Annotated in this window: 8 protein-coding genes and 1 tRNA gene; 2 read left to right on the top strand and 7 right to left on the bottom strand. The window is 64.8% G+C overall.

The features are described 5' to 3' along the window. Positions 1-52 precede the first annotated feature (52 nt). The 5 genes from Q0030_RS22095 to Q0030_RS22115 form a co-directional block, all read right to left on the bottom strand. Positions 53-631 carry an invasion associated locus B family protein gene (locus tag Q0030_RS22095; RefSeq protein ID WP_298371644.1) on the bottom strand — a complete coding sequence of 193 codons (579 nt, stop codon included), beginning with the start codon at positions 629-631 and terminating at the stop codon, positions 53-55. Next, the gene (locus Q0030_RS22100; protein WP_298371645.1) at positions 628-6,888 is read right to left on the bottom strand and encodes a calcium-binding protein; all 6,261 of its coding nucleotides are present in this window, start codon (positions 6,886-6,888) and stop codon (positions 628-630) included. The genes Q0030_RS22095 and Q0030_RS22100 overlap by 4 nt, the downstream gene beginning before the upstream one ends. 336 nt (positions 6,889-7,224) lie before the next feature. Beyond that, entirely contained in the window at positions 7,225-8,220 is a 996-nt protein-coding gene (locus tag Q0030_RS22105) for a helix-turn-helix domain-containing protein (RefSeq protein WP_298371647.1), read from the bottom strand. Between the two features lie 797 nt (positions 8,221-9,017). Continuing rightward, positions 9,018-9,452: a hypothetical protein gene (locus Q0030_RS22110; protein ID WP_298371648.1), complete on the bottom strand. Its 435-nt coding sequence runs from the start codon at positions 9,450-9,452 to the stop codon at positions 9,018-9,020. A 289-nt stretch (positions 9,453-9,741) separates the two neighbouring features. Then, positions 9,742-11,295, bottom strand: a complete 1,554-nt coding sequence (locus Q0030_RS22115; RefSeq protein WP_298371650.1) for a winged helix-turn-helix domain-containing protein — start codon at positions 11,293-11,295, stop codon at positions 9,742-9,744. Positions 11,296-11,441: 146 nt separating this feature from the next. Here Q0030_RS22115 and Q0030_RS22120 point away from each other — a divergent pair, with 146 nt between their 5' ends. Further along, positions 11,442-12,422 carry a tripartite tricarboxylate transporter substrate-binding protein gene (locus Q0030_RS22120; RefSeq protein WP_298371652.1) on the top strand — a complete coding sequence of 327 codons (981 nt, stop codon included), beginning with the start codon at positions 11,442-11,444 and terminating at the stop codon, positions 12,420-12,422. Between the two features lie 53 nt (positions 12,423-12,475). Then, on the top strand, positions 12,476-12,769 hold the full coding sequence (locus tag Q0030_RS22125; protein ID WP_298371654.1) for a hypothetical protein: 294 nt from the start codon (positions 12,476-12,478) through the stop codon (positions 12,767-12,769). Between the two features lie 679 nt (positions 12,770-13,448). On the opposite strand, the gene Q0030_RS22130 is transcribed toward Q0030_RS22125, so the two are convergent. Further along, positions 13,449-13,523, bottom strand: a tRNA-Val gene (locus Q0030_RS22130). 79 nt (positions 13,524-13,602) lie between these two features. Further along, positions 13,603-13,962, bottom strand: a complete 360-nt coding sequence (gene cpdR, locus Q0030_RS22135; RefSeq protein WP_016843340.1) for a cell cycle two-component system response regulator CpdR — start codon at positions 13,960-13,962, stop codon at positions 13,603-13,605. Positions 13,963-14,036: the final 74 nt, after the last annotated feature.

Below are 14,036 nucleotides of genomic sequence, written 5' to 3' on the forward strand. Positions count from 1 at the left end.
TTCAGTTTCGAGCCGGACGCCGGAATCCCACATCCGCATGTCCGACCTCGCTTCATTTCAGTTTCGCCAGCACACCGGACAGTCCGTCGAGCGGCGCCGCCAGCACGATCGGCCCTGCTTGCGGAAGCTGATAGGACACAAGGCACGGCGTCGCCGCGCGGATGTGCCGCCTCAACACATTGCCGATCGCGATCGTGGCAAAGCAGAAATTGCCTTCGCAGCGATCGGTCTGCGCGACGATGCGGTCCGGACTATCGCCCATCGCGAGCTCGATCTGCGCGCCGACCCCGGCAGCTGCGGGAATCCGCATCGCCATCAGCGGCTTGCCGTCGGCGGTCGCAATCAGCGACCAGTTGAAGGCGACCGCGCCCTGCGCGTTGACGATCGACTGCGTGACGTTGCAGACGCGGCGCCTCGATTTCAGGCTCTCGTCGCAGATCAAGGTCCAGTTCTTGAACGGCTGGATCATCCGCCTGAACTCGCCGAGCGTCTCGCCTTCCGGCACCGCGACGTCCGACGGCTTCACGGTGTAGGCGGCCGGCGGCGCGCCCTGCGCGACCGCGCTCGCTGCCGCGCAGAGCCAGATCGCCAAAGCCAGACACGCCAGCCGCCTCGTCGCCGCCAGGGTCAATTGAGCGTCAGGCTCACGCCGGCGCTGACGCCCCAGTCGCTGCCGGCGGTGGTCGCCGCCAAATTGCTGCGCAGCCGGCTGTTCTCGCTGGTGTAACCGATGCCGAAGGCAAGCGCGCCCTGGCTGCGCCAGACGCCGCCGCCGGCCGATGCGCTGATCTTGCCGGGCCGGTCGTCATAGCGCAGCGATGCCGCAGCCATGCCGATCGCGGCGGCGCGCCAGGCGTCCTGCCGAACTTCGCCGATCTGGCCGTTGAGCTGCTGGAACGCGCTGTTGAGCTGGTTGACGTTGACCGCATCGGTGCCGGCGACACCCGCCGCCACGTTGCTGATGGTGACCGGCCCGGTACTGCCGCTGTTCAGCGTCACCTTGTTGGTGGTGTTCCCTGAGGCATCGGTGTCGTAGCGGATCGAGCTACTGGCAACCGCCTGCAGCTGGCTCACATTGACCGCATCCGTCGCAGCCGAGCCTGCGGCAACATTGGTGACGCGGCGTTCAGCCCCGGACGAGCCGACCGACACTTCGCCGGTCGCAACCCCCGCGACGCTCTTGCCGACGACGGGCGTATAGGCCGCATCGCTCAGATTGGCCGTGGTGGTCGAGTTCGCGCCGAGCGCCAGCGAGTTGGCCGAAGTCGCCTTGGCACCAGCGCCGATCGCGACCGAGTTGGCGCCCGACGCGGCGGAGCCGTTGCCCATCGACACTGCGTTCGCGCCGCTTGCGACCGACTGCGGTCCGATCGCGACACTCTCCGCGCCGGTGGCGGACGAATCCGCCGCGGTCGAGTTGGCGTGGAAGTACTTGATGCCTCCGCTGCCGGTAGAGATGTTGTTGACCGTGGTATAGAGCGCGTCGAGCGAGGTGTTGGTGGCCCAGAGCTGCGAGCCGTTGATCGCGTCCGTCGAGGTCGAGCTGATCTGGCCGGCGGCGACGTTGGTGACGGTGCGTTCCGCCCCGACGCTGCCGACGCTGACGGTTGAGGTCGGCGCCGTGCCGGCGAAGGCGTAGGCGGTGCCACCAATCGATGTGCTCTTGGTCTGGACCACCGTCGAGGTTGTCGAATTGGCGCCGAGCGCGACGTCGCCGGCCTGCGCCGTCGCCTTGGCATTCGGACCGAGCGCAACGCTGGTCGGGTTGGAGGTCTGCGATCCGGCGCCGATCGACACCGACTGGATGCCGCTGGCCTGCGCATTCGTTCCGAACGCGATCGAGTCGGCGAAGTTGGATACCGAATTCTGGCCGATCGCGATGCCGCCGGGCGCGGTCTGCGCCACGGTTGCGCCAAAGCCCATGCCGATGCCGTTGTCGCCATTGACCACGGTCTGCGGTCCGACCGCGACGGAATTGTTGCCGACCGCGAGCGAGTCGGCGAGCGTCGAATTGGCGTGGAAGTATTTCGTGGTCGTGGTCGCGAACGAGGTGAGCGCGCCGGTCAGCTGTCGCACGGTGACGGCGTCGCTCGACTGGGTGCCGTCGGCCACATTGGTGATCTGGCGATAGCTCGTCGCGTTGCCGACCGACACCGCGCCGAGCAGCGCGAGATCGGTGGTGTTGTAGGGAATGATGGTGCCGCCGATCGTGCCGGAAGCCGGCGCGAGCGCGCGGTTCGAGATCGAGCCCGAGCCGATCGCAACGCCGCCGGCGACCGTGGCCTGGGTGTTGAAGCCGAGCGCGGTGGAGTTTGCAGCGGTTGCCGACGCGGCGATGCCGGCAGCCATCGAATTCGCACCGGTCGCGCCGTTGTTGGTGTAGTTCGCCAGCTGGGTGCCACCGTCGTTGACGCTGTAATAATGCGTCAGGCCGTTGCTGACGACGGTCGACAGGCTGTCGATCGCCTGCGTCGCGGCAAACAGCTGCGAGCCATTGATCGCATCGGTCGAGCCGTTGCTGATCCGTCCCGCGGCGACGTTGGTGATGGTGCGTTCGTGGCCGACCGTGCCGACGCTGACGGTCGAGAGCGGCGCCGTGCCGGCGAAGCTGTAGGCGGTGGTGCCGATGGTGATGCCTGACGTGCCGACCGCCGTGGTGGTCTGGCTGCCGGAGCCGAGCGCGATGTCGTTGGCATTCGTGGCGGTCGCGCCATTGCCGATCGACACCGAGCCGCTGCCGGTCGCGGTCGACACCGGCCCGATCGCAACCGAATTCGTCCCGGCGGCCGACGAGTCGGCCAGCGTCGAATTGGCGTGGAAATACTTGATGCCGCCGCCGGTGTTGATGTTGTTAACGGTGGTCGCGAGACCGTCGACCGCCTGGTTGGTGGACCAGAGCTGGGAGCCGTTGACCGCATCCGTCGAGCCGTTGTTGAGCCGTCCCGCGGCCACGTTGGTGATGGTGCGCTCGGCACCGACCGCACCGACGCTCACCGTCGAGGCCGGCGTGGTGCCGGCAAAGCTGTAGGTGGTGCCGTTGATCACGGTGTTCGGGGTGCCGACCGCGGCTGACGTGACGCTGCCGAAGCCGAGCGCGACGGCGCCGGCATTGCTGGCGTTGGCATTGGCGCCAAGCGCGAGCGAATTCGCGGCACCGGCACTCGAATTGACACCGAGAGAGGTCGCCTGAACATCGGAGGCCGCTGCATTCTGGCCGATCGCGGTGCTGGACGTGGCCGAGGCCTGGGCATTGGGTCCGATCGCGGTGCTGAACTGGCCTGTCGCCTTGGAGATGTATCCCAAGGCCACTGCGTCGAGCGCCGATGCAGTCGATTGGTAGCCGGCGGCGATCGCATTGTCGCCGCTGGCGGCCGAAGCGTTACCGACCGAGATTGCGTTGGCGCCGGTCGCGGTCGACACCGGACCGACCGCAACCGAGTTGGTTCCGACGGCTGACGAATCGGCCAGCGTCGAATTGGCGTGGAAATACTTGATGCCGCCGCCGGCGTTGATGTTTTCGATCGCCTGGTTGGTGGCAAACAGCTGCGACCCGTTGACCGCATCCGTCGACCCGTTGTTGAGCCGCCCCGCCGCGACATTGGTGATGGTGCGCTCGGCGCCGACCGCGCCGACGCTGACCGTCGAGGCCGGCGTCGTGCCGGCGAAGCTGTAGGTGGTGCCGTTGATCACCGTGTTCGGCGTGCCGACCGCAGCGGTCGTCACGCTGCCGAAGCCGAGCGCGACGGCGCCGGCATTGCTGGCGTTGGCATTGGCGCCAAGCGCGAGCGAATTCGTGAAGCCGGCACTCGAATTCACACCGAGAGCGCTCGACTGAAAGCCGGACGCCGCCGCATTCTGGCCGATCGCGGTGCTCGACGTGGCTGAGGCTTGGGCATTGGGTCCGATCGCGGTGCTGTATTGGCCTGTGGCCTTGGCGATGAATCCAAACGCCGTTGCGTCGAGGGCCGATGCCACGGAAGCGGCGCCGGTGGCGATCGCATTGTCGCCGGTGGCGGACGAGGCGTTACCAACCGAGATGGCGCTGGTGCCGGTCGCCGTCGACAGCGGGCCGACCGCAACCGAGTCGGTCCCAACCGCAGAGGAATCGGCCAGCGTCGAATTGGCGTGGAAATACTTGATGCCGCCGCCATTGTTGATGTTGTTGACGGTGGTGCCAAGGGTGCCGACAGCCTGGTTGGTGGCGAACAGCTGCGAACCGTTGACCGCATCGGTCGAGCCGTTGTTGAGCCGTCCCGCCGCGACATTGGTGATGGTGCGCTCGGCGCCGACGGCGCCGACGCTGACCGTCGAGGCCGGCGTGGTGCCGGCAAAGCTGTAGGTGGTGCCGTTGATCACCGTATTCGGGGTACCGACCGCCGCGGTGGTCACGCTGCCGAAGCCTAGCGCGACGGCGCCGGCATTGCTGGCGTTGGCATTGGCGCCAAGCGCGAGCGAATTCGCGGCACCGGCACTCGAATTGACACCGAGAGAGGTCGCCTGAACATCGGAGGCCGCTGCATTCTGGCCGACCGCAGTGCTGGACGTGGCCGAGGCCTGGGCATTGGGTCCGATCGCCGTGCTGAATTGGCCGGTCGCCTTGGCTATGTATCCAACCGCGACGGCGTCCACGCCGGACGCCGCAGCGCTCACTCCTGCCGCAAGCGCATTGGCGCCTGTGGCTCCAGCGTTGTTGTAGTTGGTATCCGTGCCCGTGCTCACGCTGTTGACGCTGTAGTCGTGGATCGCGCCGGCGGTGATCTGGCTCGAGAGCGTATTGGCAACGCTGTAGAGCTGCGAACCGTTGATGGCGTCCGTGCTCGACGTGCTGATCCGCCCGGCCGCGACGTTGGTGATGGTGCGTTCCGCGCCAACCGCCCCGACGCTGACCGTCGAGCCCGGCGTGGTGCCGGCGAAGCCCGAATAGGTGATGCCGTTGATCACCGCATTTGGCGTGCCGACCGCGGCAACGGTGACGCTGCCGGAGCCGAGCGCGACATCGCCGGATTTTGCCGCCGCGGTTGCGCCGTTACCCAGTGCGATGTTGCCGGCGAGACCGGCGGCGCCCGCGGTGGAGCCATTGCCGAGCGCCACGGAGCCCTGCCCGATCGCCTTGTTGTTGTTGCCGATCGCAACCGCGCCGTTGGCCTGGTTGGCGGCGGTGGCGGAGGCGGTGCCATCACTGTTGGCGATGTTGTTCGCGCCGCCGGTGAAGGCGCCGGTGCCGCTGGCATAGCTGGGATCGCCGATCGCCACCGCGCCGTTGCCAAAGGCGGTGTTGTTCGCGCCGATGGAAACGGCCTGGCCGCCTGTGGCCGTCGAATTGGTGCCCAAGGCCACCGCGTTGGCGGAACTGGCCGCGGCATTGTTGCCGATGGCAATGGCGCTCGTGGCCGACGCCTTGGCGCCGATGCCGAGTGCGGTACTGGCGGTTCCGCTGGCGTTGGCGCTGACGCCGGCCGCGAGAGAGTTGTCTCCTGCCGCGCTCGCTCCAGACCCGAATGAGGAGGAGTTTTGGCCGCTGGCAACGGCTGCGTTGCCAACCGCAGTGCTGGCGGCGGCACTCGCATTTGAGGCAGTGCCGATCGCCAGCGAGCTCGTGCCGGCGGCACTGGCCCCAACGCCGGTCGCGATCGAACTGATGCCGGCGGATGCCGCATTGTTGCCGAGTGCGATGCCGCCCGTCGCTGCACTGTTGACGATTGCGCCCGATCCGATCGCGACCGAGCCCCCGGTGCTCAGCGCCTGCGCCTGATTACCCAACGCGACGGCGAAATCCGCTGACGCCTTGGCGAGGTTGCCGGCGGCCAACGAACTGATGCCCGACGCGGCCGACTGGATGCCAAAGGCGGCGGCGCTGGAGCCGCTGGCATTGGCGAGGTATCCCACGGCTGCGGCCCCTACCGCGGAAGCGGTCGCCCCATTACCAACTGCGGTGGCCTGATTTGCCGACGCGGTGGCCGACGTCCCGAAGGCGCTGGCTCCTGTGCCCGTCGCTGAAGCGCTTGGGCCGACACTGGTTGACCAAGCCCCCGTGGCGGTGGAACCGGTGCCAAGCGCAACAGCCTCGAACGTGAAGCCGGCAGGTGCGGTCCCGCTGGCATTGGCATTTGTGCCGATGGCGATTGGAGACCCGCCGCCGGTTCCGGCGTTTGCCTTGGCGCTGACGCCGATGGCGGTGCCCGAACCGTTTGAAGATGAGGCGGAGGATGACAATCCAATCGCGATCGAGGCACCACCGGAGGCGCTCGCCGTCGAGCCCAGCGCCAAGGCACCCACCCCATTTGCAGTGGTGTTGACGCCGAAGGATGAGGATCCGTCCCCGGTGGAGTGCGCGTTTCCGCCTATGGCGAGGGCATTGGTGCCGGTCGCGTTCGCAAACACACCCATACCGATCGCATTAAGGCCGTTCACGGAGTTGGAATAGCCCACGATGATCGAACCATCGCCGGTCGCGGTGTTCGAATCGCCGATCGCCAGGGAGTTCTGGCCATTCGCATTGGTATTGGCGCCAATGGCGGTTGCGGTGGTCCCGGCGGCGTGGGCGCCGCAACCAATAGCCGTGCTGCCTGCAGTTGCAGCGGTGGGATTGGTGCAGTTGGCGGGGTTGCTCAAAACACCATTGCCGATGGCAACCTGCGCGAATGCCGCCTGCGGGATCATGATCCCCATGACGACGAGCAGCGCACCGACCGCTCCGCTAGCGCCGAGCGAACCAAGCCCTAGCCGCTCGCGCTTTACGCCGAGCCTGCGATGCGCCTCACGCAGCACCGCGATCAGCCGCCGCCGCAGCGAACGGCTGCCCGCATCGCCCGATGCGACCCAGCTCCGGACGAAGCCGGTGCGGCCTTGACGCTTCAGCGATTCGGTTGAGTTGCGTGCGACAACCATGGTGCGCCCCATTCATGACATCTGGTCCAGACGTCGGGGGTGCCATGCCGCGGACTGTGCCGACATGCGTGTCCTTTGGGACCGCATGTGGAGATATGAAGACCGCGCGATGCGTGCGCGCCTTCCAGTCCTGGCCAACGATGTGTCGAACTCAACGAGCGCGATCTTGCCACCCAGCGCTCGCTCGACTGCCCCATCAATGTGCCCCGAGTCGTCATATCAAAAATGATAGACACATATTTGACAACGTCACTCAGCAGGCCGTCCAAATAGCGCGCAGATCGTCTCACAAGTTGAATGATTTGCTCGATGCACCGTGGGGTAATCCGCAAATCTTCAACCGGCAGTTGACCTGCGGCGCACGCGTTCACGCATCTCGCGCGGACTGACGCCGAACTCGCGGCGAAACGCGCGCGTGAAATCCGACGCCAGCTTGAAGCCGTGACGGTAGGCGATCTCCTGCACCTGCCTGTCGGTGGACGCGACCAGTTCGGCATGCGCGGCGCGCAGCCGCTTGCGCAGGATATATCCGGCGACGCCGCCGACGCTCTCGAATGCACGGTAGAGGGCAGAGCGCGAGATGCGCAATTGCTGCGCAATGCGATCCGGCGTCAGATCGAAGTCGCCGAGATGCGTCTCTATATAAAGACGGGCACGCTCGAACAGCACCGATTCGATGGCGCCGCGCGCCTGCTCCAGCCGGTCCGAGGACAGCTGAATGCATGCGGCGATCATCTGCGCGGTCGCTCGGCCTGCCTGCCGCAGTTCCTCCGGCGACATCAGGACCAGGCGCGTTTCGAGTCTGTCGAGATAGTCGGACAGCAGTTCGATCAGATTGCCCGAGAGCAGAACGTTGCAGGCGTCGTTAAGCTGATCGGCGACATCCGCGAATGACCGGCGCGGCAAAGCCAGCACCAGGCCATCATAGTCGGTGATGCTGCCGCGGAAATCGTCGTCGAGCGAGATCAGGAACATCGCGCCTGGCCCGGCGTGGACGCGCCGCTCTGCGGTTTCGAAGCGGGCCTCGCCGGAGCGCAGGCGGAACAGCCACCAGGTATCGACCGGCGCGCCTTGTGACGGCTCGGCGGCGCGCGCGAATGTTTGTGCGGCCATGCGTCCGGATGTGAAGACGACATCGGCCATGTTGCAGGTCAGGTACTCCACCTCGAATCCCTGCGCTGGGCTGTAGCCATCGGGCGGCGCGACGTCGATCAGCGAGGCCATGCGCGTTTTCCAGACCTCGAACTGTTCCGACGGCGGATAGAGTCGTGTCGTGAAGAGCCGCGGGATCGCCGGGACGATGTCCCTGATGTTCCGGGGTTCGCGCGGCAAGGGAACTTGTTCCAGGAGCTTCGCTGCGCTCGCCGGCCTATTGTCGTCTTCTTGCATGTAGTTTCGTCCCCGGTTGTCGCGACGAACGTCGTCTCAACGGAGGCGCATTCCCAAGGTTGCGTCGCCGGCCGCTGGCGGGCAGGCGATTTTCAGGCGGACAAGGAAGCAGCATTTTCGGATACGGACGCCACCCGCTTACGCCGGCCGCTCCTGATAGGGCCGATGGGTCCTGCGGCAGTCGGGCTCACACATGGCATTCATCATTGTCGCGTCATAGCCGGATCCGGCCCGGAAGCTCCGTCACCGAGTCGGCCTGACTGATCTAGAGAACAATCTGTGCGAGAACCAGAGCGGCAGCAACGTGCGCCGTGAAGAAATCCAAGATTGCGTTCATGCGATGCGATCGGGCAACGCATCATCGCAGAGACTTCAGAAAATTTTCTCGATCCTCGCGCCGAGACGAAATGAATGTCGCGAGAGCGCAGCAACCTAAGCACGGTACATGACACATCGCGAATCCCGCGCACGGGATTCGCGTCGACCGCGCCGGAAGACGCTTGCCTAATCATGCGGCATTCCACCACGTGCGACGTCGATGCGATTGATGGGAACGGATCACGCGCGCCGCACGAGGGCGCACATGTTGTGGCACGCTGCGGCATTTTCATATGAACGTCGAGATGACGAAAGTAATGATGGCTCATGACATTCGTCGATCAACACACCCGCTATGCCGGAGGGCGAGCCTGATCGCACGCCGGCGACGGAGCATGCGGTCCTCGATCGGCGCCGCCCGGCTATGCCTTGGCTTGCCCGATCCCGTCGAGCCATGCCGCAAAGCGCGGATGCTTCGCGAACCTGCCTTGCACAACCGCCAACTCCTGCTGGAAGACCGGCAGCAAGAGCACCCGTTCGATGTCGGGCTCCCTGATCTTCCAGATTCCCGGCGGAACGAAACCATGCACCTTGAGCTCATAGAGCTCAAAGATCGAGAAGATGACTTCATGCACAATTCGGCGCTCGTCCGGCGTCATCTCAATGGTGCCGCCGGTGCCCTCGTCATGGAACGCCGCCGTTGGCAGGCGACGCCGCAGATCGGAAATGCGTTCGGAATATCTGAGGAAGATGTCGGCTCCCAGACGCCGGTTGTTGGTGTGCAGTGCCGTGTAGATCGCGGTGATGCCGACGATGATGGTCCCGAGCGTCATGAACTTCAGGATATGATCGAGCACTGCGATGTCTCCTTCGACCTTCCGTGATCGCGCCAGGAGCCCTGTGCAAGCTGTGCTCCTCGCCCTTTATTGCCCGAGGCGCAGTAATCGTCGAGATGTGGATCACGGGTTTGCCTGGCGGCGCTCGGTCCGGGCGTCGCCGACAACCATACTTTCGCCGGGGAAGCGTGGCTTGACCGCAGCCGTCCGTCCGGCCGCGCGCCGCGAACTTGTTCAGGAGAACTTCGATGCCTTCGCATCGCGGATACGCGCCTAGAGGGGTCGCGTTGCGGAGGGAGCCCGGCGTGGTTCAATCGGGAAAGCCTGCCTTGCGCAGTCCTTCCGCGACGCGATCGGCATCGGCCAGCCGTGCGAACCGATGCAATTCCAGCCATTTTCCGATCGTGAACGCGCGATCGCGACGAAGCACGATGACCACCGCGTCGCGAGCTTCCTCCTGATTGCCGAGCTGCGCAGCCGTGGCGGCCAGCCATACGAATGTCGGACGAAACGTAGGCAAGCGTCGCGCCGCTGCCCGAAGACTCTCGATCGCGTCGGAATAGCGGCCGATGAAGTAGTAGGCGTTGCCCAGGAATGTTTGGCAGGCGGGCGGATGGAAGGGATCAAGCCGCATGATCCGCTCCAGATGCTCCAATCCATCTTCGAGGCGCCCCCAATGAATGAGCGCGAGTCCGTAGCGATAATCCACCAGGTTGGGATTCAGCTCATAGGCACGTGCGAACTCCGCCTGGCTCTCCGCCGGACGATGCAGCCAGCGCAAAATATGGGCAAGCGCAACGCGTGCGTCGGGCAAATGCGGATCCAGCTCGACGGCTCTTTGCGCCAGCATCAGGCCCCGCTCCTGGGTGGCTCGCCGCTGATACTCCGCTGCAAGCATCTCGCACGGTTCGATCCAGGCGGCATGGCATGTCGAGGCGAGGCCGTGCACCGGCGGCGCATAGTTGCTGTCTGCCGCGATCGCCTGTTCAAAGAACGAGCGGGCGGCAATGATGGTCTGCCCGGTCGGATCGCCATGCGACGTCTTCATGATGGCGCTGCCGCGCAACCAACAGTCATACGCAGAGAATGCGCCGGGCGGCTTGGCCATCGCGCGCTCGACTTCGAATCGCGAGATGTGCGCAACCAGGCTTCCGACGATCTTCTGCGTCACCTCATCCTGGACCGCAAAGATGCCCGTCAGCTCACGATCATAATACTCAGCCCACAGCTGCTCGCGGGTCGCGGCATCGACGAACTCGGCCGTGATGCGAACCCGCGCGGCATCGTGGCGGACGCTGCCGAGCAGCAGGTAGCGGACACCGAGTTCGGCCCCGATTTGCCGCGCATCGAGGTTGGCGCCGCGATAGCGGAACGACGAGTGCCGCGCGATCACGAACAAGCCGGCAAACTTGGACAGGCTGGTGACAATATCCTCCGAGATGCCGTCGCTGAAATAATCCTGCTGAGGATCGCCGCTGAGGTTGGTGAACGGGAGAACGGCGATAGACGGGCGATCGGGAAGCGGCAGCCCCGCGCGGACGACGGGGCGGCTGACGGGCACGGCGATCATGTAGCCCCGTCTCGGGATCGTCTTGATGATGCTCTGATCGGCGTCGCCGAGCGCAAGCCGAACATCACTCATGCAGCGCGCAAGAGAATCGTCGGAAACGACGACGTTGGGCCAGACCGCGCCGACAATTTCTTCCTTGGAGAGCAGCCGCTCGGCGTTCTCGACGAGATGGCGCAGCACCTCGAAGCTCTTCGGCCGCAATTCGATGTCTTGCCCGTCGGCGCGGAGGCGGCAGCGCGCCAGGTCGAGCGTAAACCGGCCGAACTGAAGATTGCTCGTCGCGGAGCCGTTCATAAGCAGCCTCAAGAAGGTGACCACAGTTCAGGATAGCCAACGTTCAGCGCAATTTCAGCCAAATTGGAGCGTGCTTTCAGGACTATTGGTGCGGCGCTCCCTACGATGGCCTCTGCGCTACCCCGTGCCCCAATGGGAGAAGACCGATGAATGGGCGGAAATCCATCCTGATGCTGGCGTCGCTGGTGAGCGCGTTCGCAGCATTCGACCCTGCCAGCAGGGCGGACGGCAACCACGGGGGACCGGTCAAGATCGTCGTGCCCTATCCAGCCGGCGGCCCTGTCGATTTCGTCGGCCGCATAGTCGCGCAAAAGCTGACGGAAAAGGCGGGCGCGAGGTTCTATGTCGAGAACCAGCCGGGCGCCGGAGGCGCAATCGGCGCAGCATCGGTGGCGCATGCGCCGGCGGATGGCCGGACAATTTTGTTGGTAAATCAGGATTTCGTCGTCGAGCCCGCCGTCAAGGCAAAAGTGCCGTTCGACCCGTTCAAGGACTTTGCGCCGGTCATCGAGATCGCGACCGCACCAGAGATGATTTCCGTCAATCCATCGCTGCCGGCGAGCAACATGAAGGAGCTCTTTGCGCTCCTGAAAGCCAACCCCGGAAAGTACAACTACGCGACGCCGGGTTATGGAACCTCACCGCATCTTGGCGCCGAATGGCTTTTCAGGCTCAGCTACGGCCTCGACGTTCTCGCCATCCCGTTCCAGGGCGCCGTACCCGCCGTGCAGGCGACGCTCGCGGGCGATACGCAGATCATTCCTATCGTGGTGACGGCGGTCGCGCCCTTGATCGCGGACGGCAAGCTGCGCGGTCTTGCGGTCGCAGCGCACAAGCGTTCGCCGGTGGTCCCCGACGTGCCGACACTCGAGGAGCAAGGCATCCAGGGCCACGAGATCGGATTCTGGATTGGAGCCGTGGTGCCGGCCGGCACCCCGAAGGCGATGGTCGACCTACTCCACGACCAGATCGCGGAAGCGATGGTGCAGCCCGAGGTTCAGAAACGTCTCGCCGAGATTGGCTTCGAACCGGCTGTGGGCACGTCCCAGGACTTCATGACCTTCACCAAAGCCGAATCCGACAAGTGGAAGAAAGTCGTCAGCGACGCGCATATCCACATCGACTGATGAGCGGGAGCCGTCGATGACCGGGTTCACGCGCCGAGTCTGGGAGAATTGCAATGGTCGACACAGCCACCTTCACGAACACTCAGACACGTTATCGTCTTTTGTATTTGACATTTGCTGCCGCGCTGGCGGCCGGCGGCCTATGGGCGGCCTTGATCGGCGGACCGGCCATGCGAGCAAGCGCTCAAGAGCAATTCGATCGCGAGATCACTGCCGAAAATCTTGGTTTCTGCGAGAAGTTCGGAATGCGCTCCGGAACAAGCGAGCTTGTCGCCTGCACCGGGGAGCTGGCGATCGTCAGGCAAAGGCAGGCTGACCGCGACCGCGCCGCCGAGATTGGCCTCTGATAACACGGTCACATCGCGACAGCGCCCGGCCCGCGCGTGCGAGGCAGTTCAGAACACGGATCACTGAGTTGCCCGACGGCGCAAGCCCCCCGTCCGATCAGCCCCCATGGCGCCCGCAACGCATGGCTCGCGGCGGGAAGCCTGGCGTGACGGGGCCCGGACTTCCTGCGGACCTGCGACCGCTCCGCGACCTCCTCGGTGCAGGCGCGCCGCCACTTGCAACCAATGCCACGCGATCGCGGCCCGATGCCGCCGAAGCAACCATTCCGGTGGCCGGTCATCCGTTCGATCACGGCGGCAAGTTTGCCCTCGACGAAAGTCTCAATAAATGGGCCGCGCGCCTGTCGTCGATTTGTAACCATCTTGCAAATCGCATTGACTCATCGCCGCGCCAACAACCTCGATGTCGTCCCTGCCCAGTGCGCAATTGCGCACCAGGCAGGGACGACGCCGGGAGAAGCCGCGGCCTCTCGGCTCAAGCACAAGCGTCTCTGGAATGCTGGATCACCCGCATGCGCTTGCGCGGGTGATGACACTGAGCAAGCTGTTTGAGAGGTTGAATCAGAAGCCCGCCGTCATGGCGCAGCCTGGCTTGCCGAGCCGTAGCTCGCGGCCAAAGGCCCGCCTTCGCCCTTTGGGCTTCGGCGCGGCATCCTTCTCTCGCTTCGCGAGCGAAGGATGGTGGGTGCGACAGGGATCGAACCTGTGACCCCTACCATGTCAAGGTAGTGCTCTCCCGCTGAGCTACGCACCCAAAGCCGTGTTTGGATCGGGTCCCTATAACGGACCCGGACGGGGCAGGCAAGGACGCAAAGTGAAGGTTTTTTGGCGAATCAGGCCGCCAGCAACTTGTTCACTTCGCTAACCAATTCCCTGAGGTGCACGGGCTTGGCCAGCACCTTGGCGTTTTTCGGCGCCTCCGAATCGGAATTGAGGGCCACCGCGGCAAAGCCGGTGATGAACATGATCTTGATATCGGGATCGAGTTCCGAGGCACGGCGCGCCAGCTCGATGCCGTCCATCTCGGGCATCACGATGTCGGTGAGCAGCATTTCGAACGGCTCCTCACGCAGCCGCTGATAGGCCGACATGCCGTTGTCGTGCGGCGAGACCTTGAAACCCGCGTTTTCCAGCGCCTTGACCAGGAAGCGGCGCATATCGGTGTCGTCTTCGGCGAGAAGAATTTTCGGCATGGCAGGGATCGTCGAATCCGGCTTGAGGAGCAGTCCGAACAGTAAGCCCGACAGACGGTAAATTTCGGGTGAAA

The organism is uncultured Bradyrhizobium sp., assembly GCF_947648125.1.
In the GTDB taxonomy this organism is placed as follows: Bacteria; Pseudomonadota; Alphaproteobacteria; order Rhizobiales; family Xanthobacteraceae; genus Bradyrhizobium.

What these genes read in the sequence shown, in the direction of transcription:
- Q0030_RS22100 (WP_298371645.1), bottom strand. Translation starts at nt 6,888, where the DNA reads ATGGTTGTCGCACGCAACTCAACCGAATCGCTGAAGCGTCAAGGCCGC.
- Q0030_RS22115 (WP_298371650.1), bottom strand. Translation starts at nt 11,295, where the DNA reads ATGAACGGCTCCGCGACGAGCAATCTTCAGTTCGGCCGGTTTACGCTC.
- Q0030_RS22120 (WP_298371652.1), top strand. Translation starts at nt 11,442, where the DNA reads ATGAATGGGCGGAAATCCATCCTGATGCTGGCGTCGCTGGTGAGCGCG.
- Q0030_RS22125 (WP_298371654.1), top strand. Translation starts at nt 12,476, where the DNA reads ATGGTCGACACAGCCACCTTCACGAACACTCAGACACGTTATCGTCTT.
- cpdR (WP_016843340.1), bottom strand. Translation starts at nt 13,962, where the DNA reads ATGCCGAAAATTCTTCTCGCCGAAGACGACACCGATATGCGCCGCTTC.